Source organism: Rathayibacter sp. Leaf185 (assembly GCF_001423885.1).
In the GTDB taxonomy this organism is placed as follows: domain Bacteria; phylum Actinomycetota; class Actinomycetes; order Actinomycetales; family Microbacteriaceae; genus Rathayibacter.
Window position 1 is genome coordinate 578621 of sequence record NZ_LMPP01000001.1, and the last position, 23648, is coordinate 602268.

A 23648-nucleotide genomic window follows, 5' to 3' on the forward strand; every position below is an offset into this window, starting at 1 on the left:
TTCGACTGGCCAGGAAAGGCATCTCATGACGACGACGTCGACCCCGAGCGGCACCGCCGCAGACGGTCGCGTCGCGCCCACCCCCGGCCGGACGAGCACTCCTCGTCCGGCCGGCGGCGGAGCGCGGCGCCGCCCCCAGCGGGACACCCTGGCCGGCTACGCATTCCTCTCGCCGTGGCTCATCGGCTTCGTCGGGCTCACGCTCGGCCCGATGCTGATGTCCCTCTACTTCGCGTTCACCGACTACAACCTCTTCACCGCGCCCGAGTGGGTCGGCCTGGCCAACTTCGAGCGCCTGCTGGGCGACCCGAAGTTCATCCAGTCGGTGCAGCTGACCCTGGCCTACGTGTTCGTCGGGACGCCGGTCAAGCTCGCCGCAGCGCTGGTCGTCGCGATGCTCCTCAACTACAGCGCGAAGGGCACCGGGTTCTTCCGCTCCGCCTTCTACGCGCCGTCGCTGATCGGCGCGAGCGTCAGCATCGCCATCGTCTGGCGCGCGATGTTCTCGACCGACGGCCCCGTCGACTCCGGGCTGCAGATCTTCGGGATCCAGATCGGCGGCTGGGTGGGCGTGCCCGCCCTCATCCTGCCGATGATGATCATCCTGGCGGTGTGGCAGTTCGGCGCCCCGATGGTGATCTTCCTCGCCGGCCTCAAGCAGGTCCCGGCCGAGCTCTACGAGGCCGCGATGATGGACGGAGCAGGGCCCTGGCGCAAGTTCCGCAGCGTCACGCTCCCGATGCTCTCGCCGGTCATCTTCTTCAACCTGCTGCTCGAGATGATCAACGCGTTCCAGGTCTTCGCCTCGGCGTACATCATCGGCAACGGCACCGGCGGCCCCGCCGGAGCCACCAACTTCTACACGGTGTACCTCTACACCCGTGCCTTCACGAACAACCAGATGGGCTACGCCTCGGCGATGGCCTGGGTCCTGCTGCTGTTCGTCGGACTCCTCGCCTTCGTCCTCTTCAAGACTCAGAAGAGCTGGGTGCACTACTCGGGAGACACCAAATGACGACCTTCGACACCACGCTCCCCTCGGCCGACACGCAGGTGCTGACCGAGCCGGCTCCCCGCCCCCGCGCGAAGCGCAAGCGGCCGAAGACCTCGACGATCCTGTGGGTCGCCGCGATGATCGTGCTGACCGCGATCGTCCTGTACCCGCTGGTCTGGATGGGCGCCGCGGCCTTCAAGCCCAACAGCGAGTTCGGCGGCCAGACCTCGCTGCTGCCGCAGAACCCGACGATCGACAACTTCGTCAAGGTGTTCGCGGGGGTCGGCGGCGTCCCGCTCTGGCAGTTCTTCCTCAACTCCACCGTGCTGGCCGTGGGCTCGGTCATCGGAGTCGTCCTCTCGTCGTCGATGGCCGCCTACGCCTTCGCGCGGCTCGACTTCCGCGGTCGTCCGCTCTACTTCGCGCTGATGATCGGCACGCTGCTGCTGCCGATGCACGTGCTGCTGATCCCGCAGTACACGATCTTCCGCACCCTCGGGATGATGGACACCTACTGGCCGCTGCTGATCGGCAAGTTCCTCGCGACCGAGGCGTTCTTCGTCTTCCTGATGGTGCAGTTCATCCGCAACCTGCCGCGCGAGCTCGACGAGGCCGCACGGATCGACGGTGCCGGCCACCTGCGGATCTTCGGCTCGATCACGATCCCGCTGATCCGCCCTGCGCTGATCACCTCGTCGATCTTCGCGTTCATCTGGAGCTGGAACGACTTCCTCGGCCCGCTGCTCTACCTGAACACCCCCGACAAGCAGCCGCTCCCGCTGGCGCTGCGCGTCTACAACGACCAGACCTCCGCCTCGGACTACGGAGCGACGATCGCCGTCTCGGTGCTCGCGCTGCTCCCGGTGCTGATCTTCTTCATCATCTTCCAGCGCTTCCTGGTCGACGGAGTCGCGACGCAGGGCCTCAAGGGATGAGCGCGTCGCGCGAGCGCCGTGCCGCCCGGGACGCCCGGGCGGCCGCCGCCGACGGCACGGCGCTGCGGTGGCCGGGCGCGGCGAACAAGTTCGCGCTGTTCGCCGAGGTGCTCTTCACCGGCGTGCTGGTCACGGTGCTCGCGCTGCCGCTGGTCACCCTGCCGCTCGCGCTCGCGGTCGGTGCGCGGCACCTCCGCCGCTTCGTGCTCGACGAGCCGTCGTCGATGCGCACGGCGCTGGCGGAGGCGCGTGCCGGCCTGCTCCGGTCCCTCCCGGTCGGGCTGGGGCTGGTCGTCGCCTCCGCCGCGCTCGCCCTCGATCTCGCGCTCGTGGCCGGAGGCGCCCTGCCGGGTGCCGCGGCCGTCGGAGTCGTCTGCGCCGCGCTCCTGGCCGCGGGGCTCGTCGTGCTGCTCACGGCCTGCGCCGCCTGGCAGCCCGACTCCCGCTGGCTGCCCCTGCTGCAGGAGGCGGCCGCCCGCTCCGTCCGCGACCTCCGCGGCTCGGGCGCGGTGCTGGTGGCGCTCCTGCTCGCCGCAGTGGTCACCTGGCAGCTCGCTCCGCTCGTCGTGCCGGCCCTCGGCTGCACGGTCTTCGCGGCCGTCGCCGTCCGCTTCTCGCGGACAGCTGTCGAATAACCGACCGCACCGGGGTTTTCTCTCGCGGCGCTCGGCGGCGAACGCTTTCCCCCGCAGGGTCGCGGAGTGGCACAATGGCGACCGTGGAGCGGGCACGCAGCCCGCCGAGGAGTGATCGATGGCATCGAAGGATCGCACCGCGGCCGTGACCCTGCACGACGTGGCCCGCGAGTCAGGAGTATCGCTCGCCACCGCCTCCCGAGCCCTCAACGGCAGCGCCCGCAAGGTCAACGACGCCTACCGCGCCCGCGTCGTCGCCGCCGCGACGAAGCTCGGCTACTCCACGAACCTGTCGGCCCAGGCCGTCGCCAAGGGCACGACCTCGACGGTCGCCCTGCTGGTCAGCGACATCGCCGACCCCTACTTCTCGAGCATCGCCTCCGGTGTGCTCGCCGCGGCCGAGGCCGCCGGTCTCGTCGTGACCATCGGCGTCACGCGCCGCGACCCGCTCCGCGAGCTCGAGCTGGTGCGCACCCTCCGCGGCGGGCGCCCGCGCGTGATGGTGCTGGCCGGCAGCCGCTTCGACGACGAGTCCTCCCGCGACGCGCTCGTCGCCGAGCTCGAGGCGTTCGAGCGCTCGGGCGGCCGCGTGGTGATGCTGAGCCAGCGCTCGCTGCCGTTCCCGACCGTGCAGCTCGACAACCGTGCCGGCGCGCGCGACCTCGCCGTCGAGCTGGTCGCCCTCGGCTACCGCCGCTTCGCGATCGTGCACGGCCCCGCGAGCCTGCTCACCTCGGCCGACCGCATGCAGGGCTTCACCGACGGTCTCGCCGCGCACGGCGTGAGCGTCGACCCCGCGCTCGTCGTCGAGACGGCGTTCACCCGCGACGGCGGACACGCGGCGACGCTCCGGCTGCTCGACGAGCACGCCGACGACATCGACCTGATCTTCGCCGTCAACGACGTGATGGCGATCGGCGCCTCCTCGGCCCTGCGCTCGCGCGGCGTCGAACCGGGTGCCGACATCGGAGTGGCGGGCTTCGACGACATCCCCACCCTGCGCGATGTCAGCCCCGCGATCACGACGGTGGCCGTGCCGCTCACCGAGATCGGCAGCCGCGCGATCGCGATGGCGCTCGACGACGACGCCGACGGCGACACCTCCGTCGTGCTGCCGACCGCCGTGGTCGTGCGCGAGAGCACGCCCGGACGCTGACCCGGGGCGCCACCCCTCGTCCCGCTCCGCGGGATGCCACTTCGGTACGCCTTCCTCGGCGTGTCGCGTACTGAAGTGGCATGCCGCGGAGGCGCACCCGCGGGAAATCGCTTGCCCGGCCCCCTTCCCTGCGCATACGATGCGGTAAACGCTTTCCAGCTCCTCCATCGAAAGGGCCTCTCGTGTCAGAGTCGACCACGCCCCGCACCATCGGCATCATCATGAACGGCGTCTCGGGCCGCATGGGCTACCGCCAGCACCTCGTCCGCTCGATCCTCGCCATCCGCGAGCAGGGCGGCGTCCTGCTCTCCGACGGCACCCGCGTGCAGGTCGAGCCCCTGCTCGTCGGCCGCTCCGAGGCCAAGCTCGCCGAGCTCGCCGCGAAGCACGGCCTGACGCACTGGACCACCGACCTCGACGCCGCCCTGGCCGACCCCGCCTGGCCGATCTACGCCGACTTCCTGGTCACCAAGGCCCGCGTCCCCGCCATCAAGAAGGCGATCGCCGCGGGCAAGGACATCTACACCGAGAAGCCCACCGCGGAGTCGTACGCCGAGGCGCTCGAGATCGCCGAGGCGGCGAAGGCCGCCGGCATCAAGAACGGCGTCGTCCACGACAAGCTCTACCTGCCGGGCCTGCAGAAGCTCAAGCGCCTGATCGACTCCGGCTTCTTCGGCCGCATCCTCAGCGTCCGCGGCGAGTTCGGCTACTGGGTCTTCGAGGGCGACTGGCAGGACGCGCAGCGCCCCAGCTGGAACTACCGCAGCGAGGACGGCGGCGGCATCATCGTCGACATGTTCCCGCACTGGAACTACGTGCTCGAGAACCTCTTCGGCCCCATCGAGGGCGTCTACGCCAAGGCGACCACCCACATCCACACCCGCGTCGACGAGCAGGGCGAGCCCTACACCGCGACCGCCGACGACGCCGCCTACGCGATCTTCGACGTCGCCGGCGGCATCACCGTGCAGCTGAACTCCTCGTGGGCCGTGCGCGTCGACCGCCCCGAGCTCGTCGAGTTCCAGGTCGACGGCACCCTCGGCTCGGCCGTCGTCGGTCTGTTCGGCGCCAAGGTGCAGCCGCGCGTCGCGACCCCCAAGCCCACCTGGAACCCCGACCTCCCCGAGAAGCACGACTACTCCGGCGACTGGCAGGAGCTGCCGGTCAACGACGTCTTCGAGAACGGCTTCAAGACCCAGTGGGAGCAGTTCATCCGCCACGTGGTCGAGGACGCCCCGCACGAGTACGACTTCTTCGCCGGCGCCCGCGGTGTCCGCCTGGCCGAGCTGGGCCTCGAGTCCTCGCGCGACGGCCGCCGCATCGACGTCGCCGCCCTCGACGCCGCCGCCGACGCCGAGGCGCTGGCCGCCGTCGAGGTCGTGTCGTGACCGACGTCACCCTGCTCTCCTCCGACGGCACGCTGACTGCGTTCGACATCGGAGGCGCTCCCGCCTTCGTCCGCCCGCGCGCGCCGCTCGCCTCCCGGGTGGCGTACGCCGCCGCCCACGTCGTGCCGCTCGTGCACGGCGAGAACGTGCCGGGCCACCCCGCGCAGGTCGACTGGGACGCCACGCTCGCGTTCCGCCATCACGTCTGGTCCTGGGGCCTCGGAGTCGCGGACGCGATGGACACCGCCCAGCGCAACATGGGCATGGACTGGGTCGCGACGCAGGAGCTGATCCGCCGCAGCGCCGCGGAGGCCGCGTCGGTGAACGCCTCCGTCGTCGTGGGCATCAACACCGACCAGTTGACCGACGACGTGGTCTCGCTCGACCGCGTCATCGACGCGTACCTCGAGCAGCTCGCCTTCGCCGAGGATGCCGGCGCGGGAGTGGTCATGATGGCCTCGCGGCACCTCGCGCGCGCGGCGACCTCCGCCGCCGACTACGAGCGCGCGTATGCGGCCGTGCTGTCGCGCGCGTCGCGCCCCGTGGTGCTGCACTGGCTCGGCGAGGCGTTCGACGCCGTGCTGGCGGGCTACTTCGGGTCGTCGGTCGTGTCGGAGGCGTCCGACACCGTCATCCGGATCATCGAGACCAATCTCGCGTCGGTCAGCGGCATCAAGATGTCGCTGCTGAACGCCGAGTCCGAGATCGCCGTCCGCGCCCGCCTCCCGCTCGGCGCGAGCCTCTACACCGGCGACGACTTCAACTACGTCGGCCTCATCGAGGGCGCAGCGGAGGCGGACGGCGTCACCCGCCACTCCGACGCCCTGCTCGGCGCGTTCGCCGCCGTCGCGCCGAACGCCTCCGCCGCGATCCAGGCCCTCGACGCCGGCGACGTCGACTCGTACCGCCGGATCCTCAGCCCCACCGAGGCCCTGTCCCGCCAGATCTTCGCTGCGCCCACGCAGTACTACAAGACCGGAGTCGCGTTCCTCTCGTGGCTCAACGGCCACCAGCAGGCGTTCTCGATGGTCGGCGGGCTGCACTCGGCGCGGTCGCTGCCGCACCTGTCCGAGATCGTGCGGCTGGCCGCTGAGGCGGGCGCTCTGGAGCGGCCCGAGCTGGCGGCCGCGCGGTGGACGCAGCTGCTCGCGCTGAGCGGAGTCGACGCGCTGAGGACGGTGCTGGTGTGACTGGGGTCCCCGCGCATCCGCGCCTCTCGCTGAACCAGGCGACGATCAAGTACGCCCCGCTCGCGACCGCCCTCGATGTCACCGCCGCCGCCGGCTACTCCTCGATCGGCCTGTGGCGCGAGCCCGTCGCCGAGGTCGGGCTGGCGGAGGCGGTCCGGCTCGTCGCCGACAGCGGCCTGCGCGTCTCGTCCCTCTGCCGCGGCGGCTTCTTCACCCTCGTCGAGGGCCCGGAGCGCCGCGTCGCCCTCGACGACAACCGCCGCGCCATCGACGAGGCCGCGGCCCTCGGTGCCCCCGCCCTCGTGCTCGTCGCCGGCGGCCTCCCGGCGGGCTCCCGCGACCTCATCGGCGCCCGCTCCCGCGTGCAGGACGCCCTCGCCGAGCTCGCCCCCGCCGCCCTGTCGGCCGGCGTGCAGCTCGCGATCGAGCCCCTGCACCCGATGTACGCCTCCGACCGCGCCGTCGTCTCGACCCTGAAGCAGGCCCTCGACCTCGCCGCCCCCTTCGCCCCCGCGGCCGTCGGAGTCGTCGTCGACACCTTCCACATCTGGTGGGACCCCGAGGTACTCCCCCAGATCGCCCGCGCCGGCGCGGAGAAGCGCATCGCCAGCTACCAGGTCTGCGACTGGGCGACCCCGCTCGCCGCCGACGTCCTGCTCTCCCGCCACTACGTGGGCGACGGCGTCATCGACTTCACGCTGCTGACGGAGGCGGTGTCCGCCGCCGGCTACACCGGCGACATCGAGGTCGAGATCTTCAACCAGGACGTGTGGGATGCGGAGTACGCGGCGGTGGCTGCGCGGGTGGCGACGGACTTCGCGGAGCAGATCGCACCCCACCTCTGATCGTCGAGACTCCAGGATCCACGCGACACTTCAACCGCTGATCAGACCGGCGTCCCGAGCTCGGTCGATCGCCTCCCGGCGGGAGTGGACGTCGAGCTTGCGGTAGAGCACACGGATCTGCGCCTTGACGGTGTTGCGGCTGACGAACGCCGCGTCGGCCATGCCGTCCACCGTGAGGCCCGCGATCAGCTGTCCGAGGATCTCCCGCTCGCGCGGGGTGAGCGCGGGCAGCGGCCGCTCCGCCTTGCGCGGGAGGCTCATCGAGCGCAGTCGCACCAGGACCTCCTCGGGAACGATCTGCGCGATCTCCTCGAGATCGGGCAGCGCGAGGGCCGCGAAGGCGGAGGGCAGGCGGTACTGGGCAGCCAGAGCGACGGCGGTCCGAGCGCTCGCGTCCGCGGCATCGCGGTCACCGGCCGCGTGGAGGGCACCGGCGAGGACGAGGTGGGCCGTGATCGCTGAGCGGGCGGACAGCACCGGACGCTCCAGCGCGGTACGGCTGTCGGCTTCGGCGGCGTCGGGATGGCCGGCGGCGAGCCCCGTGCGGGCGCGGCCGACGAGGAGGACGTCCTGCAGGACGTCGTCGTCGACCGCGATCTCGAGTGCCCTCGCCGCGTCGTTGTAGCGGCCGGCGAGAACCAGGAGGGTCGACTCGGTATCGGCGAGGACGACCGCGTTCAGCCCCGAGCTCCACCGCGAGCCGGCCGCATCCCGTTCGGACCGGAGCGTGTGCAGTGCGGCGATCGGGTTCCCCCTCCAGCCGGCGATGAGCGCGAAGATCGACGCTTGGATCGCCGCATACTCGGATGCGTCTGTGATGTCCGCCTGGTCCCGCAGGATCACCTCGGCGGCCTGGACGTCGAGGGTGTTGAGCGCGACAAGGGCCCGGGCGAGGTGCCCGACGGCGTGCACCGTGTCGGGAGCGTCGCTCGAGGGGTACTCGGGGATCCGCTCCAGCCAGATCTCGGCCTTGTCGGTCCGGCCTGCGAGCGCCGACACGAGGGCGAGTGAGCCCGCGGCACCGACGGCGATGCGGAGGTTGTCGTGGGTGAGCGCCTCGTCGTAGGTCCTCTCGTACTCCGAGCGAGCGCGTCCGAGCGCGCCGCTGAAGAAGAAGGTCCGCGCCCACTGCGTGCGCAGATCGGGGAACGCGGGGAGGAGGGGCTCCAGACGGTCCGGGCTCACCTCCGCGACGATCTCGGCGAGATCCTCGACGGCGGCGCGCGCGGCGGTCAGGCGGCCGGCGAAGCGGTCTGTCGAGAGTCGAGCGGTCGTCGTCGCGAGGACGTCCATCAGATCCGTCGCTTCGCGGCGAGGGGCCGTGAACTGCACGGGACGTGCCGTGCCGGGGAACGGCATGCGCTCGACGTACACCCTCGCCTGCGCCCACCGCGGATACCGGTCGACGAACTCCTCCGGCAGTGCACGCAGCGCCTCCCGGACGACGCTCTTGTGAGAGGCGAGCAACGACGCCCAGTGCTCGATGAGCAGCGCCGCGGTGTGCTCCCAGTCCTGCGAGAGCGACGCGTGCCGGAGAGCGTCGGCGACACGATCCTCCGCCAGCGCGAGATCGGACAGGCGCCGATGAGCGGCGCGGATGCAGTCCGCCTCCTCGGTCTCGAAGCGGGCGGAGAGAGCATCCGCGAGCACCTCGCTGATCGCGACCCGCCAGCGCGGGCGGGTCCCGTCGACGACGACGACGGCTCCCTCCGCAGCGAGGGCGAGGATCATCGGCATCGGCTCCGGACGGTCCCATGCCGCCGCGGCGGCCTGCGGAGTCATCTCGTCGCCCGCCAGCCGCCACAGCCAGAGGGAGCCGAGCAGCTGCGCACCCGCTTCGGAGTCGGCGATCTCGAGCGCCGTGGCGCTCCCCGCCTCTCGAGCCGTCCGCCGCGCGAGCTCGTCCGGATGTCCCGCGCCGAGCGACGCCGACCACGCCCGTGCCGCTGACAGCGTCGGAACCAGCCAGCCGCCGAACCACGCGTGGAGCTGCTCGATCTCCTCCGCGCCGAGGTCCAGCAGGAAGGAGTCGAGGATGCTGCCGAGCTCATCGACGGTCGCGTGCAGCTCGCCGCTCGGGAGATCGAGCGCCACTGTGCTGATCGGCTCGGGGCGGCGGCCGATGATCAGGACGGTCATGCTCGGCACCCGCGTCACCAGGGAGCCGAGTGAGCGGAGCAACGGCTCGCTGATGTAGGCGTCCGCATCGTCGAGCACGACATCGATCGGTCCCTCGCGCTCGAGCAGGACGCCGGCGAGGGCATCCAGGCCTTCGCCGCGCGGACGCACGCGCAGGGCTTCTGCCAGCGCCGCGACGAGGTCCTGCTCCTGCGCGAAGCGGGGGCGTCCGTCGATCCAGGCGGTCGTCGAGCCGTGTCTGCGCCTCTGGGCACTCCAGGCCGCAGCGAGGGTGGTGCGCCCGCTCCCGCGGACACCGCGCACGAGGATGAGGCCTCGGATGTGAGCCAGGCGCCGCAGGAGGCGGGGACGCCCGTGGGGGCCGGCGGACGGGCGCGCGGAAGTAAGGGCCGTGACAGACATGGCGGACTCCGGAAAGAGCGGCGGGGTCGGGTCCTCGCACGCTCGCGACACGATATTCCATCGTGATGGCGCGCCGGATCGCGGCGCGGGCTCAGGACTGAGCGGGACCCAGCGACGGCGGTTCGGGTCTGCCGTCGCTGGATCCCGCATCGAGACCGGGGGCTCTGAGGGCGGGGTCGGGCTACAGCGCTTCGAGGTCGAGCGAGTCCGTCGAGTAGAGGCGGGACTCGGGGGCCGGGCTGGTCCACGAGGCGCTGAGGCTGCCGAGGGTCCCCTCGACCGTGTCCTCCTTCACGTAGACGCCGCCGTTGCTCGGGAAGGAGCGTCCGGAGGCGTCGGTGGGAGTGCCCGGGAGCATGGTGACGACGTTCCCCGAGAGGTCGCGGAGCTCGAAGCCTGTCGTCGCGCCGAAGAAGACGATGCCCACCTGGCCCTGGACGGCGAGGTTGGTGGAGCGGTTGCGGATGCGGACGTACGCGTTGATCTTCTGGCCGGGCAGGGCCCCGCCGCCCTGGGCGGCGAAGTTGTACAGATCGGGCTCAGGCGGCGTCGTCGACGCGGCGGCCATCGGAGCTGCAACGGCGACGGCGACGGCGGGAATGGTCCACGCCGCGCCAGTGGCAACGGTGCGGCGCGACAGGTGGCGGGAGTCCTGGAGCATGAAAGTCCTCTTCTGGCAAGATGAGGGGCTCGATTGCTCCCTCCCTCGTATCCAGGCAGAGGCGGAGCGCCGCGACCGACGCGGGCGCCGGAGTTCACCCCCGACTTCACCCCGCGTTCGGCAGCAGCACCTCCACGAGCCCGCCGGTGACCCGCGTCTCGAACCGCGGCTGCGGAGACGTGGCCGGCCCCCGCAGCACCTCGCCCGTCTCGAGCGAGAACACGCTCGAGTGCCACGGGCAGGCGACGCATGCTTCACCGCCCGCCTCCGTGATCTCGCCCTCATCGAGCGGACCCGACAGATGGCTGCACACGTTCGACAGCACGTCGACGCGCTCGCCTCGGCGGAAGACGAGCAGCGGCATCCCCGCGACGTCCTTCTTGACGGGCTTCCTCTCCGGCAGGTCCTCCAGCGGTCCCACCAGCTGCCACCCCGTGGGGAAGCGGTGCGGAACGTCCTCGGCGTGGTTCACGCCCGCCGCCTGCCGATAGCTCAGGTGCCCACCCAGGTATCCGGCACCGGACACGACGGCGAGCCCGGCCATGCTGAGGACCTTGCCGCTGGTGCGACGCCCCCGCCCTCGCTGCACGAAGGACGCCGCATAGAGGGCCGTCGCGATCACGTTGGCGCCGGCGTGGACGAGCCCGACGCGCATCTGCTGCTCGTGCAGCTCCGACCAGTCGGTGTAGCCGGCCGCAGCGGTCGGCAGGACGCTGACCACTCCCACGCCGATGAGCGCACGCGACGCCCGCTCGTTGCCCGGCAGCAGGTCGAGGACCGCCGCCGAGACCCACGCGCCCGCGGGGATGAGAACGAGCAGCGGATGCACCGGGTGCCCGACCGGGACCCCGTGCAGCACGTCGCGCACGGGCTGCGGCCGGATGACGGCGTTGACCACCTTCCGCACGCGGCCGACCAGCGGATCGAGGGCAGCCGCGTCTTCGAGGCGGGTGACGAGTTTCACGAACTTCATTTCACGCATGCTCAAGCGCACCGCCGGGCGGCCGCCGATGAAAGGGGATTGTCAGGCGCTGCCCGGGGTGCGAGCGGTCCACCGAGATGGGCGGCCGCTCCCTCGAGCACAAGCGGCGGATCGGGGCAGCACAGAGATGCACGAGAACCGGAACTGGTGGAGCGGACGCCCCGGAGTGAACGGCGGAGCGAAGATCTACCAGCAGATGCGCGACTACTTCGACTCCCAGGGCCCGGCGAACCTGATCCGGGCAGCAGATGCAGTCCATCGCCGGCTCGAAGCCGATCGCGATCGCCGAGATGGGCAAGGTCCCCGACGCGTCCCTCCTGCAGAGCCGGACGCGCTGGTCGTACTTCATGATCTGGTCGGAGCAGCTCCGCGGCAGCAACACGAACGCGGCGATCCAGAGCGCGTACTTCCACCCGAGAGTGCTCAACCAGGGTGAGCTGACGCTGCCCGGGAGCGTGCCTCACGCGGCCCCGACCATCTCGGCGTAGCGCCCTCGAGCGGCGAGCAGCTGCTCGTGCGTCCCCACCTCGATGACACGGCCGCCGTCGAGGACGACGATCCGATCCGCCGTCCGCACGGTGCTCAGCCGGTGCGCCACGATCAGCGTCGTCCGCCCCTTCCGGAGGCGTTCCAGCGCCGTCCGCACCTCGGCCTCCGCCTGCGGATCGAGCGCGGCAGTGGCCTCGTCGAGGATCAGCAGCCGCGGATCCCGGATGAGCGCTCGGGCGATCGCGAGCCTCTGCCGCTGCCCGCCCGAGAGCTGCGCGCCGCGCTCTCCGACGGTCGTGTCCCACCCCTCGGGGAGGGTGAAGACGAAGTCGGCGTTCGCCGCTCGGAGCGCCGCCGTCAGCCGCTCGTCGTCCGACTCGTCGGCGCCGTAGAGGATGTTGTCGCGGATGCTCCCGCGGAACAGGACCGACTCCTGCGGCACGACCGAGACGAATCGCCGGACGGAGCGCATGTCGAGCGTCCCGATGTCGCGGCGGTCGAGCAGCACCCGTCCTGTGGTCGGCCGGAGGAAGCCCAGGACGAGGCGCGTCAGGGTCGACTTGCCCGATCCGGAGGCGCCGACGAACGCGATCGTCTCCCCCGGAGCGATGCGCAGGCTCACACTCGTGAGGACTCGCTGCTCGCCGTACGAGAACGAGACCGCCTCGAACTCGATCGCACCGTCGAGCGAGTCGACGACGGCGCCTCCCTCGTTCCTCTCGACGTCCGGATCGGTCAGGACGTCGGCGATGGAGCGTCGCGAGGCGATGCCGCGGGTGATCAGCGGGGCGGTCTGGAACGCGCCCGTGACAGCACCGGTCAGCAGTGCGAAGTACGAGCTCAGCAGCACCACCTCGCCCACCGAGATGGAGAGCACACCGGTCATCGTGACCAGCGCGGCTCCGAAGAGAGAGCCGAGCGTGATCACCTGGTAGCTGCTCCACGACAGTGCTCCGAATCGGCCGTTGAGGCGGTCGAGTCGCACGCCGGCGCGCTCGACCCGGTGCGCGGCGTCGACGACCCTCCGCGTCGAGACCTGCTCGAGACCGTGTGCCCGGGTGATCTCCTGGAGCGAGGACATCTCGCCGACGGCCGAGGACATGGTCTCGACGTCGAGCCGGAAGGTCTCGTTGCTCGCGGCGGTGCGGGACCGCAGCCAGAGGATGAGCGCCGCTGCGAGAGGCAGGGTGAGCGCCAGGACCGGGAGGAACTGCGGCACCCGGGCGGCTGTCGCGACTCCGGCACCGACGAGGATCACCACGGCGTTGAGCACCGGACCGAACGCCTGCTGCAGCATGAGCTCGAGGTTCTCCACGTCCCGCACGATCTTCGTCTGCACCACCGATGCGCTGCCGCGGGCGTGGTAGCCGAAGGAGAGCAGCTGGAGGCGCACCGCCAGCGCTTCCCGCAGACGGGCGCCCATGGAGCGGACGGAGGAGGAGAAGAGCCGCACGAAGACGCCGTTCGCCGCCACGTTCACGACGATGGTGGCGGCCGCCACCGCGGCCGGGATCAGCAGCGCCTCGGGAGGGTCGCCTGCCACGAGGGCGTCGACGACGGCTGCGGTCACGAGCGGCAGGATCCAGAGCGGGCTGTCCTTGACCGCGAACGCGAGGGCCGCCAGAACCAGGCGCCCTCCGGAGGGGCGGAGCGCGGAGCGCAGGGGACGCTCGGCATCGATCCCCGAGCCGGAGCGGTCGGTCGCGGACCGGCGGCTCACAGCAGGTCGACCGACACGGGTTCACGAGTCCGGGCGGGGCCGAGCAGGAGAGGCAGGTGCACGAGCGCCGCCGCTCCGATGAGCGGTCCCTCGCTGCCGAGCCCGGAGGGACGGATGCCGACCTCGCGGGAGTAGTCGAAGACGACTCCCGCGCGGGCCGCCCGGCGCACCTCCTCCAGGTACCAGTCGGTCACCCCGGAGAACCCGCCTCCCACGGCGAACGCATCGATGTCGAGGAGCGTCGCGACGCTCGCGATCGCCGTCCCGACGGCGGAGGCCGAGCGGCGGATCGCGGCCACTGCCGTCGCGTCGCCGCCCGCCGCACTCCGGCCGAGGTCCTCCCCCGTCAGGCCCGACCATCCGCGGCTCCGCGCCCACGAGACGCTGCTCGGGCCCGAGGCGATGCTCTCGAGCGTGCCGTCCGATCCCGAGGCCGCATCCGCGTCGCGGAGGTGGATCTGCCCGATGTGTCCGGCGTTGCCGGAGCGACCCGAGACGATCCTGCCCTCGAGCACGATCCCTCCGCCGACGCCGGTCGAGACGACGAGGCTCATCGAGGAGGCGGCTGCGCGGTTCGCGCCGACCCACTGCTCCGCGAGCGCTATGCAGGTGCCGTCGAGCCGCAGAACGGCCGGCAACCCACCGGACCGCTGCTCGATCGCGTCGCGGAGCGGGAAGCCGTGCAGCAGCGGCAGGTTCTTGGGGCTGACCCGCCCCTCGGAGACGTCGATCGGCCCCGCCGACCCGATCCCGATCCCGACGACCTCGGCTCGTCGAGCGGCGGCGAGCGAGAGGTCGACGCAGGCGCCGATCGCGTCGAGGAATCCGTCGGGAGCGAGAGCACGGCCGGTCGGCCGACGGTGCCGGGAGCCGGGCACGAGCGCACCGTCCGAGGAGACGAGCGCCGACTCCACCTTCGTTCCGCCGACGTCGAGGGCGAGGGCGAGCTGGATGGGCATGGAGGTCTCCTCGGGAGGGGCGGGTGGGGCGGGGCGGCGGAGGTCGCCACCGCCCCACGCGGGCGTCAGGCCCAGTCGGCGACGAGCTGGTTCGCGGTGCGCAGCACGCTCGGCGACACGAGCGCCTCCGCGTCGAGCGGCGACTCCGACCGCACCCGGAACGTGACCGACTCCCCCGGCAGCAGGGTGACGAGCTGGTCGTCGACCACCGCGGACGGATCGAGCTTGTCGACGAGGAGGGTGAGATCGCGAACGAGGTTCTCGGCCGTGACCGTCACCTCTGCGACTCCGTCGAGCTGCCGGACCGAGGTCGCGACGCGGGCCACCTCGAGAGCCGAGACCCGGTACTCGGCGAAGAACCAGAACGCGCGCGCTCCGGCGAAGTCGACGACCAGCAGCTCGGAGGCGGAGTCGCCGGCCTCGCCGACGCCGATGGCGAGCGTCGTCGCCGAGCGCGCGCCCAGGGTCACCTCCTGTCGCTCCTCGGCCAGCACGCGGCCGTCGAAGCCCAGACGGCGCACGAGGCACTCACCCGACCACTCCTCGGCGCTGTCGTTCACGGCGACCGCGGCGAGTCCCTCACCCCGCGGCTGGACCGTGAGCAGGCGGTCCTCGTAGACGTGCTTCAGCGCATAGAGCAGCGGCTTGGCGACACCGTCGCCGTCGACCGCCGCCCAGGACGTGACCGGCCAGCAGTCGTTGAGCTGCCAGACCACGGACCCCATGCAGCGCGGGCTCTCGGAGCGCTGGTGCTCGATCGCGACGGTCACCGCGAGAGCCTGATTGAGCGACATCGCCCAGTGCCAGTCCTCGGTGTCGTCGGGGAGCGGGAGGTGCGCGACGAGGCCGTCGGTGAGCTTGTCGTTGCCGTCGGTCGCTTTCTGGTGGTGGATCATCCCGGGCGACTCCGGGGTCAGCGGAGAGTCCGAGATCGAGCGCTGGATGGTCGACCAGCTCGCCGGCCCCTGCCAGCCGAACTCGGCGACGAAGCGGGCGTGCACCTCGCGGTAGGCCGGGTAGTCGACCCGGTTCCACAGCTCCCACAGGTGCACGGAGCCGTGATCGACGTCGTTCGCGAAGACCTGCGGGTCGCCCGACCAGGGGCTGCCCGGCGTGTAGGAGCGCTCGGGGTCGAGCTCCGCGACCAGGCGCGGGAGGAGATCGAGGTAGTAGCCGAGCCCCCAGGTGCGGCCCTGGAGGCGCTTCTCCCAGCCCCACTCCTCGAAGCCCCAGATGTTCTCGTTGTTGCCGTTCCAGAGCGCGAGGCTCGGGTGGGGCATGATGCGGGTCACGTTGTCGCGCACCTCGGCCTCGACCTCGCTGCGCAGCGGCTCCTCCTCGGCGTAGGCGGCGCAGGCGAAGAGGAAGTCCTGCCAGACGAGGATCCCGCGCTCGTCGCAGAGCTCGTAGAAGTCGTCCGACTCGAAGTAGCCGCCGCCCCAGATGCGCAGCAGGTTCATGTTCGCGAACTCCGCCTGGTCCATCCGCCGGGCGAGGCGCGCGCGGTCGACGCGAGTGACGAAGGCGTCGTCGGGGATCCAGTTCGCCCCGCGGATCCAGACGGGCTCGCCGTTGACGACGAAGCGGAACGAGGTGCCCTCGGCGTCACTGTCGAGCTGCACCTCGAGCGTGCGGAAGCCGATGCGGTGCGAGCGCGAATCGATCGGCTCTCCGTCGGCGCTCAGCTCGACCTCGAGGTCGAAGAGGGGCTGCTCGCCGAAGCCGCGCGGCCACCACAGCGCGACGTCCTCGACCGAGAGCTCGAGCACCGCCGAGCTCGAGCCTCCCGCGACGCTCGCGGTCGCCACGACTCCCGCGACCGTCGCGGTGAGCTCGACCTCGGAGTCGGAGTCGCGGTCGAGCTCGACGTGCACGGCCACTCGACCGGTGCTCCCGTCGACGGTCACGACGGGGCGCACAGAGGCGAGGCGCGCCGTCGTCCACGCGGCCAGGGTGAGCGGCTTCCAGATCCCGACGGAGGCGGCGTCGAGACCCCAGTCCCAGCCGAAGTTGCACGCGGCCTTCCGCAGCGCGTTGAAGGGGTGGGAGTAGGTGTGCGGGCGGTAGCCGATCTCGAGGCTCGCGCGGTCCGCCTCCGCCACGGGCGACGCGAAGCGCACTACCAGATCGTTCGCCCCCTCCTGCAGCACCCCGTCGACGCGCACCCGGTAGGTGCGGTGCTGGTTGCGGGTGCTGGCGATCTCGCGTCCGTTGAGCGAGACGACGGCGACCGTGTCGAGCCCCTCGAAGACGAGCTCGTGCACCTCGTGGCCGTCGGGCGACCAGTCGAAGGAGGCGGAGTACTCCCAGTCGGTCTCCCCGATCCACGTCACCTTCTTCTCGTTCTGATCGAGGTACGGGTCGGGGATCAGCCCGGCTGCGAGCAGGTCGGTGTGCACGAGTCCGGGGACGACGGCGGGGACGACGGCCGAGACCAGCTCGGCGGGGATCGGTCCGCGGGTCGCGCGGACGCTCCAGCCGTCGTGCAGCGTGCGGCTCGTGGCCGCCGCGGTGCGAGGGTTGGTGTCGAGGATGTGGGTCACTTCGTTGCTCCTGAGGTCAGTCCGTTGTAGATGAAGCGCTGGAGGAAGAGGAACGCGATCAGCGTCGGGACGATCACGAGGATCGTGCCGGCGGCGATGACCTCCCACTGCGCCCCGAAGGGCCCCATGAAGCGGAAGAGGGAGGTCGAGATCACGCCGAGGTCGCGCGAGGGCATGTAGAGGAAGGGGATGTAGAACTCGTTGTAGACCGCGATGCCCTTGATGATCACGACGGTGGCGATGGCGGGCTTCAGCAGGGGCAGGATGATCCGCCAGTAGACGGTGAACCGGCTCGCGCCGTCGAGCATCGCCGCCTCGTCGAGCGAGACCGGGATCGACTGCATGAACTGCAGGAAGATGTAGATCGCGACGATGTCGGTGCCGGTGAAGAGCAGGATCGCCGACCAACGGGTGTTGAAGAGGTCGAGCACGTTGATCACCTGGAACGTCGCCACCTGGGTCGTGACCCCCGGGACGAGAGTGGCCAGGAGGAAGAGCCCCGTCACGAGTCTCCGCCCCCGGAACCGGAAGCGGTCGATGGCGTAGGCGGCCATCGTCCCGATGAACACGGTCCCGGCGATCGAGACCACCAGGATGATCCCGGTGTTCAGGAAGCCCGTCACCATCCCGCCCTGCGTGAAGGCGATCGCGAAGTTCTCGAAGTTGAACCAGTTGCTCGGGGGGACGAGAGGACCGGTGCTGCGGTACTCCGCCGACGTCTTGAACGCGAGCATGAAGATCGTGACGATCGGGAGCAGCGCGAAGAGGCAGGCGATCACGAGCGATCCGTACTTGCCGAACCCGGCGAGCAGGCGGCCCGATCCCCTCCGACGGCTGCGGGTCGGTGCGGGTGCTCCGACCGCCGGCCGGTCCTCGACGGGCAGACCGGTCACGTCGGCCTGTCGCGGCTGGGTGTCGGTCATTCCTGGCCGCCTTTCTCGTCGGGGAAGACGCGGCGCTGGACCGCGGTGATGATCAGGACGATCGCGAGCAGCACGACGGCCATCGCCGAGGCGAGGCCGACCTTCGAGTAGCGGAAGGCCGTGTCGACGGTCTGGATGACGAACGTCTCGGAGCCGTTGGCGCCGCCGGTCATGATGTACGGCATCTCGAAGGCCGACAGCGCTCCCGCGATCGCCAGGATGAACGAGAGGCCGAGGATGCGGCGGATGCTCGGCACGATGATGAAGCGGAACTTGTCGAACGACGTGGCTCCGTCGATGTCGGCGGCCTCGTACTGCTCCTCCGGGACCGACTGGATCGCTCCGAGGAACAGCACGAAGTTGAGGCCCATGTAGCGCCAGACCGAGGTCGCGGCGAGCGACACGTTCACGACAGAGGGGTCGCCGAGCCACTGCGGGGTGTCCTGGACACCGAAGGCGCCGAGGACCGCGTCGAGCGTTCCGTCGGGGCGGAAGAAGTAGAGGAACATCAGCCCGATCGCGACGCCGTTGATCAGGTAGGGGAAGAAGATGACCCCCTTGAAGAAGTTGCGGAACCGCGTGTCGAAGCTCAGCAGCGTCGCGAAGAACAGGGCGAGTCCGAGCTGCGCGACGGCGCCCGCGAGGTAGAAGAGGCTCACGAAGAAGACGCGGAAGATCTCGGGCCGGGTGAAGATCTCGACGTAGTTCTCGAGCCCGACGAAGGTCTTGTCGGGGTCCAGCCCGTCCCAGTCGGTGACGCTGTACCAGAACATGTTCGCGACCGGGATGTAGGTCAGAACGACGAGGAAGGCGAGCGGCACCGCCAGGAAGAGCCACGGAGTGATGCGGCGGCCGGTGAGCCGTTGTCCGCGTCGGGGGCGGCTCCGCTTGCTCGCTCCGACCTCGAGAGGCGGAGCATCGGTGATCGCCATGTCGATCCTTTCGGCATCCGGGGATGCGSTCGGGGTCTTACTCCGCGACGGCGGCGCGGGCGGCGGCCCAGCGCTCGTTGAGATCGGCGAAGAGGGTCTCCTTGTCGCCGTCGCCGGCGCCGCGAGCGGTGTCGATGAGCTCCTGACGGTAGGAGTTGCCGAACAGGTCGATCTCGGCCTCGTTGGCGATGTCGTTGATGACCGCCTCCTCACCGACCGGGTCGGGAGCGAGCTCGAGGTACTGCACGCCCAGCGCGTCGAAGTCGGCGAGGGTGTCGGGCGCCGGGTCGGTGATGACCGGGCTGATCGCGCCCTGGCTCGCCGCGAAGCCGGACTCGTTCGTGAACCAGTCGATCCACGCGCGGGCGGTCGCCTTGTTCTCGGAGTTCTTGTTGATCGCCAGGAACTTGTCGGAGGCGGTCACCGAGGTGAACGCTCCGTCCTGCGCCCACGGCATCGGCCAGAAGCCGATGGTGTCGCGCGGCTCGCCTGCCTTCTCGGCGGCGTCCTGCATCTGCGAAACGGCCCAGGAGCCGAGCACCATCGAGCCGATCTCGCCGCTGGCGAGCAGATCCTTCGACTCCTCCCAGTTGGTCGTGGTCGGGTCGTCCTCGCTGAGGCCGGCGGCGACGGTGTCGTAGAGCAGACCGTCGATGTTGTACTGGTCGTTGCCCTCGGTCCACGGTGCGTCGTCGGCGATCATCTCGGTGCGCACCTCGGCGCCCTGCACGGTGCCGAGGTTGCCCTCGATGGTGGCCAGCGGCCAGCCGTCCTTGTAGTTCGTGTAGTACGGAGTGACTCCGTTCGCCTTGATCTTCTCGAGGGCGGCGAGGTACTCCTCCTCGGTCTCGGGCGGAGTCGTGATACCGGCGGCCGTCCAGACGTCGCGGTTGAACACGTAGCCCATCGCCGAGCCGAAGGTCGAGATGCCGTAGGCGGTGCCGTCGAACGAGCCCTCGTTGGTGAAGCGGTACTGCGACGACAGCTCCTCGGTGGAGCCGAGTGGCTCGAAGTAGTTCGCGTAGTCGTCCTTCGTGACGTTGGAGCTCGGGATGAGCAGCACGTCGCCGTAGTCCTTCGAGTTCAGGCGGATCTTGGTGTCGCCCTCGTAGTCGGTCAGCGCCTCGAACTTCACGGTGGTGCCGGGGTACTTCTCCTCGAACGCCTTCGCGTAGTCGGCGAAGGTGGTGTCGACGATGTCGGTGCGGTTGGTGAGCACGGTGATCTCGCCGGCCGGCTCTCCGGAGTCGTTGCTCGCGCCGGCGGCGCAGCCGGAGAGAGCGAGGGACGTCGAGACGGCGACGGCGGCGATGCCGATCAGCGTGGTTCGGCGGGTGGGGGTCGTACGGTGCACGGTGATTCTCCTAGGTAGGCCGTCGCCGCCATCGGCGACGGGGTGCAGTGCTGTGTGACGGAGGGAGGGGGCTAGCGGCGGCCGAGCCACCACTGCCAGAGGGAGGGCAGGTACTGCTTGACCAGCGATTCGAGCCACGAGGGGATCGCGGGGGTCGAGGGCGTTCCGGGTGTCGGGGTCGCGGTCGCGGTCGGAATGGGGGTGGCAGTCGGAGTGGGGGTGGTAGTCGGCGTCGGGGTGGCAGTCGGCGTCGGCGTCGCAGTGGGAGTCGGCGTCGGCGTCGGCGTGGGCGTCGTCTCCGCGAGCACCGCCCGCACGTCGTCGACGGTGAGGCTGCCGGTCCCGCTGCCGTTGAGGTAGAGGGCGTACTGGCTGACCGAGGTCAGATCCAGGTCCGCCTCCGGAGCCCACGACGGCGGCGCGAACTCGGTGAACGGGATCACGATCGTCTGCGGCCCGTCCGTGCCCGGCGTGACCGAGGCCTCCCAGTAGGCGCCGTTCGCGACGAACTGCACCGAGAGGGAGTCGTCGGCATCGGTGTCGACCTGGAGCGAGAGGCCGGATCGGCCCCACCAGTCCTGCGCGACGTCGAACGTCTTCACGACTCCGGCGTACCCCGCGGTCGCGAGGTCGTAGTCGAAGCGAGCGGCGGTCGAGCCGGTGACGGCCTCGGGCACGAGCGTCGGCGTGATGGTGCCGCCGCCCGTGTTGCGGACGTACGCGGCCTGGAGCGCAGCGTCGTCGGCGTACCCCTCGAAGTCGTCGACGATCACCGGCTCGGTGGGCAGCGCCGCCGTCTCGAACGAGCGGGTCTCGGAGGCGGTGGTCCCGACTCCGTTCACGGCCGTGACCTGCCAGAAGTAGCGGGTGTCGGGGGCGAGATCGACGGCCGGGCGGTAGCTGGTCGCGGAGAGTCCGGTGGTCGAGACGATCGGGTCCGCGAGATCGCTCGAGGTCGACAGCGCGAAGCGGTAGTAGGCCGCGTCCGCCGCCGGCTGCCAGGCGAAGGTCGGAGTCGATCGGATCGCCGAGGCGTCGTCCTCCGGCGAACCGAGAGCGACCGCACCGGGAGCGCCGAGCTCGGCCGCGTTCGGCGAGTGCAGGCTGACCGCGCCGATCTGCGGGGTCCACACCTCGCCCGCGCCCTGCGGCCACGAGATCCGGAGGTGGTCGGTGCCCGAGAGGCCGCGCACGCTGTACGTGTACGCCTTCCAGTTCCCGGTCCCGCCGCGCGTGTCGACCGCGAGCGGAGTCCAGGTCGTGCCGTCCGAGGAGCCCTCGACGCTCAGCGGGACGACGGCCTGGTCGGGCCAGTAGTAGGCCGTGATGTCGGCGCCGCTGATGTCGTCGAGGGAGTAGGTCAGGCTCGCCGGATCGGCGCTGTCGCGCTTCACCCGTGAGGCGTCACCACCGAAGAGCGCGGGATTGCCGCTGTCGAACGAGAGGCTGCCGTCGTGCGCCGTCGTCTTCGAGAAGTCGTCCAGCGGATCGAACAGCGCCACCTTCTCGGCGGCACTGGTGAGGGTGGCCCGCTCGACCGAGCCGGCGCCCGTCCAGCTGAGCCGCACGGCGCTGCCGGACAGGCCGGTCGCGGTGATCGTCGTGCGCCCGTCGACCGCGGTGGCGGTCGTCTGCGCGCGGGTCCAGGTCGATCCGTCCGCGGTGGTCTCGACCACGGCGTCGACCTCGGACACGAGGAACGACGCCGCGCTGAGGCCGTCCCGCTGCCAGGTGATGCCGGCGGCCGCGTCTCCGGTGGCGGTGACGACTCCCCCCGCGGGAGTGGCGGAGATCTCGGCACCGTCGTGCGCCGAGGTGAGCGACCAGCTCTGCAGCGGGTCGACGAGCACCGCACCCTCGGACGGCGCGGCGACGACGTCGGACGCCGGTCCGCGCTCGCCGCCGGCACCGATCGCGACGACGCGGTACCGGGCGTCCGCCGGGGACTCGTAGTCGGTGACGGGCGAGGCGGAGGCGAGCACGACTCCATCCGTCACGTCGGTCCAATCGCCGTCGCCGACCGAGCGCTGCACCCGGTAGCCCTCGGCTCCGGCGGTGCCGCGCCACGAGACGACGTTGATCCCGTAGTTCTTGTCGAGGGCGGTGATCAGCGGTGCACCGAGCTCGAGCCCACCGGGAGCGCTGCCGGTCGCGGCGCTGTACTCCTCGATGGCGGTGACGCTCTCCTGCTCGCGAGCGGAGTCCCCCGGGTAGTGGAGGGTGAAGCCGTCGTCGTGCGGCACGAATCCGCCGCGGTCGTTGTTGCCGAAGAGCGACCAGAAGAACATCCCCGAGACGTTCTCGTCCGCGGCGGCGGACTGGAGCAGCTCCGGGGTGGCGGCGGTCGAGGCGTACTCGCCCGCGATGTAGACCTTGCCGGCGTCCGCGACGGTCGCGGCGTCGGCCGAGACGCGCTCCGCGGTCGGCGGGTAGTAGTGCACGTCGACGATGTCGAGATCCGGAGCGGCGAGCGTGTCGGGGTCGATGTCGAAACGACGGCCGGCGGCGACGAGCTGCTCGGGAGCCTGCTCCTTGATGTGGGCGACCTGCTGGTCGATCCAGTCGAGGGTCATCCCCTCGAGCTCGTTGCCGAGCTCCCACGCCATGATCGTGGGGTCGTCGACGTACCGGGTGCCGGTGATCGAGTTCGTGCGGTCGAGGATGTGGTCGACGTAGTCCTGGTAGGCGTCGATCGCAGCGGGATCCGTGTAGAAGTCGGCCGACTCCAGGCCGAGCGGAGTCGTGAAGTCGCGGTGTCCGCCGTGGTAGTACTCCCACTCGTCGGTCAGCGGCAGCACGAGCCGGATGCCCAGAGTGCCCGCGTAGGCGACGGCGAAGTCGATCGTGCGGAACGCCTCCTCGTTGTACTCGCCGAGGCGGGGCATCAGCGCGAGAGGGTCCTGGCCGTCCTGGCTCGTCGACGTCATCATGTGCGAGCGCACGACGGTGATGCCCATCTGCGAAGCGGTGTCCAGAGCGTCCTTGATCCGGAAGTAGGTGGGGTAGTCGACTCCCCCGACGTTCTCGTCGAGACCGAGCCAGTAGATGTTCGTGCCGCTCGCACGGAACCGCTCGCCGTCGAGAGTCAGCGCACTGCCCTCGCGCTGGACGAAGTCGGTGTTCTCGCTGGTCCAGTCGCGGGGCGCGTCGGCGGAGGCCGGGGCCGCAGCGACGAGTGTCGCTGCGGTGACGGTGACGACGGCGATGCCCGCGAGGCAGCTGCGGAGCGGGGCCCGCAGGAAGGCGGGCGGTGGGGCGGATCGGGACATGTGTTTTCCAGGGCTCCTTCGACCGGGGGATGAGACTGACCGGCTCGCTGCCGCTCGGGCGCGCTGCGTCGGTTCACACAGACTCGTCGACGATCGGGGGCCTCGTCAATACAAAAGTAAATAATTTATGTA

At 70.7% G+C, this 23648-nt stretch carries 18 protein-coding genes; 8 read left to right on the forward strand and 10 right to left on the reverse strand.

What is annotated here, in order from left to right:
- Positions 1–25 precede the first annotated feature (25 nt).
- From ASG06_RS02945 to ASG06_RS02975, 7 genes are all read left to right on the forward strand, one after another.
- Complete coding sequence (locus ASG06_RS02945; protein ID WP_056038244.1) at positions 26–1015, forward strand: carbohydrate ABC transporter permease; 990 nt, start codon at positions 26–28, stop codon at positions 1013–1015.
- Positions 1012–1929 (forward strand): carbohydrate ABC transporter permease, encoded by a 918-nt coding sequence (locus ASG06_RS02950; protein ID WP_056038247.1) that lies wholly within the window; start codon positions 1012–1014, stop codon positions 1927–1929. Before ASG06_RS02945 ends, ASG06_RS02950 begins: the two co-directional genes overlap by 4 nt.
- Complete coding sequence (locus tag ASG06_RS02955; protein ID WP_056038250.1) at positions 1926–2564, forward strand: hypothetical protein; 639 nt, start codon at positions 1926–1928, stop codon at positions 2562–2564. Before ASG06_RS02950 ends, ASG06_RS02955 begins: the two co-directional genes overlap by 4 nt.
- Positions 2565–2682: 118 nt before the next feature.
- Positions 2683–3720, forward strand: a complete 1038-nt coding sequence (locus ASG06_RS02960) for a LacI family DNA-binding transcriptional regulator (RefSeq protein WP_056038253.1) — start codon at positions 2683–2685, stop codon at positions 3718–3720.
- A gap of 221 nt (positions 3721–3941) precedes the next feature.
- The gene (locus ASG06_RS02965) at positions 3942–5108 is read left to right on the forward strand and encodes a Gfo/Idh/MocA family protein (protein ID WP_056040411.1); all 1167 of its coding nucleotides are present in this window, start codon (positions 3942–3944) and stop codon (positions 5106–5108) included.
- Positions 5105–6298, forward strand: a complete 1194-nt coding sequence (locus ASG06_RS02970) for a dihydrodipicolinate synthase family protein (protein WP_056038256.1) — start codon at positions 5105–5107, stop codon at positions 6296–6298. The genes ASG06_RS02965 and ASG06_RS02970 overlap by 4 nt, the downstream gene beginning before the upstream one ends.
- Positions 6295–7143 (forward strand): sugar phosphate isomerase/epimerase family protein, encoded by an 849-nt coding sequence (locus ASG06_RS02975; protein ID WP_056038260.1) that lies wholly within the window; start codon positions 6295–6297, stop codon positions 7141–7143. The genes ASG06_RS02970 and ASG06_RS02975 overlap by 4 nt, the downstream gene beginning before the upstream one ends.
- Positions 7144–7173: 30 nt before the next feature.
- On the opposite strand, the gene ASG06_RS02980 is transcribed toward ASG06_RS02975, so the two are convergent.
- The 3 genes from ASG06_RS02980 to ASG06_RS02990 all read right to left on the reverse strand — a co-directional run bounded on the left by ASG06_RS02980 (position 7174) and on the right by ASG06_RS02990 (position 11327).
- A complete protein-coding gene (locus tag ASG06_RS02980) occupies positions 7174–9585 on the reverse strand; it encodes a LuxR C-terminal-related transcriptional regulator (protein ID WP_056038263.1) in 2412 nt (803 codons plus the stop codon).
- A 280-nt stretch (positions 9586–9865) separates the two neighbouring features.
- Positions 9866–10345, reverse strand: coding sequence for a hypothetical protein (locus tag ASG06_RS02985; RefSeq protein ID WP_056038266.1), 480 nt, complete (start codon positions 10343–10345; stop codon positions 9866–9868).
- Positions 10346–10451: 106 nt separating this feature from the next.
- Positions 10452–11327, reverse strand: coding sequence for a Rieske 2Fe-2S domain-containing protein (locus ASG06_RS02990; RefSeq protein ID WP_056038269.1), 876 nt, complete (start codon positions 11325–11327; stop codon positions 10452–10454).
- A 248-nt stretch (positions 11328–11575) separates the two neighbouring features.
- On the opposite strand from ASG06_RS02990, the gene ASG06_RS20155 reads away from it, so the two are divergent.
- Positions 11576–11815, forward strand: a complete 240-nt coding sequence (locus tag ASG06_RS20155) for a hypothetical protein (protein WP_056038271.1) — start codon at positions 11576–11578, stop codon at positions 11813–11815.
- Here ASG06_RS20155 and ASG06_RS03000 read toward each other — a convergent pair.
- The 7 genes from ASG06_RS03000 to ASG06_RS03030 form a co-directional block, all read right to left on the reverse strand.
- A complete protein-coding gene (locus tag ASG06_RS03000) occupies positions 11788–13536 on the reverse strand; it encodes an ABC transporter ATP-binding protein (protein WP_056038275.1) in 1749 nt (582 codons plus the stop codon). The two genes, ASG06_RS20155 and ASG06_RS03000, sit on opposite strands and share 28 nt — an antisense overlap.
- The gene (locus ASG06_RS03005) at positions 13533–14495 is read right to left on the reverse strand and encodes an ROK family protein (protein ID WP_082498892.1); all 963 of its coding nucleotides are present in this window, start codon (positions 14493–14495) and stop codon (positions 13533–13535) included. Before ASG06_RS03005 ends, ASG06_RS03000 begins: the two co-directional genes overlap by 4 nt.
- 65 nt (positions 14496–14560) lie before the next feature.
- On the reverse strand, positions 14561–17038 hold the full coding sequence (locus ASG06_RS03010) for a glycoside hydrolase family 2 protein (RefSeq protein ID WP_231727595.1): 2478 nt from the start codon (positions 17036–17038) through the stop codon (positions 14561–14563).
- Entirely contained in the window at positions 17035–17961 is a 927-nt protein-coding gene (locus ASG06_RS03015; RefSeq protein ID WP_082498893.1) for a carbohydrate ABC transporter permease, read from the reverse strand. Before ASG06_RS03015 ends, ASG06_RS03010 begins: the two co-directional genes overlap by 4 nt.
- Positions 17958–18893, reverse strand: a complete 936-nt coding sequence (locus tag ASG06_RS03020) for a carbohydrate ABC transporter permease (protein WP_056038278.1) — start codon at positions 18891–18893, stop codon at positions 17958–17960. The genes ASG06_RS03015 and ASG06_RS03020 overlap by 4 nt, the downstream gene beginning before the upstream one ends.
- A 37-nt stretch (positions 18894–18930) precedes the next feature.
- Positions 18931–20247, reverse strand: a complete 1317-nt coding sequence (locus ASG06_RS03025; protein WP_056038281.1) for an ABC transporter substrate-binding protein — start codon at positions 20245–20247, stop codon at positions 18931–18933.
- Between the two features lie 71 nt (positions 20248–20318).
- The gene (locus ASG06_RS03030; RefSeq protein ID WP_056038284.1) at positions 20319–23516 is read right to left on the reverse strand and encodes a carbohydrate binding domain-containing protein; all 3198 of its coding nucleotides are present in this window, start codon (positions 23514–23516) and stop codon (positions 20319–20321) included.
- Between the last annotated feature and the right edge of the window lie 132 nt (positions 23517–23648).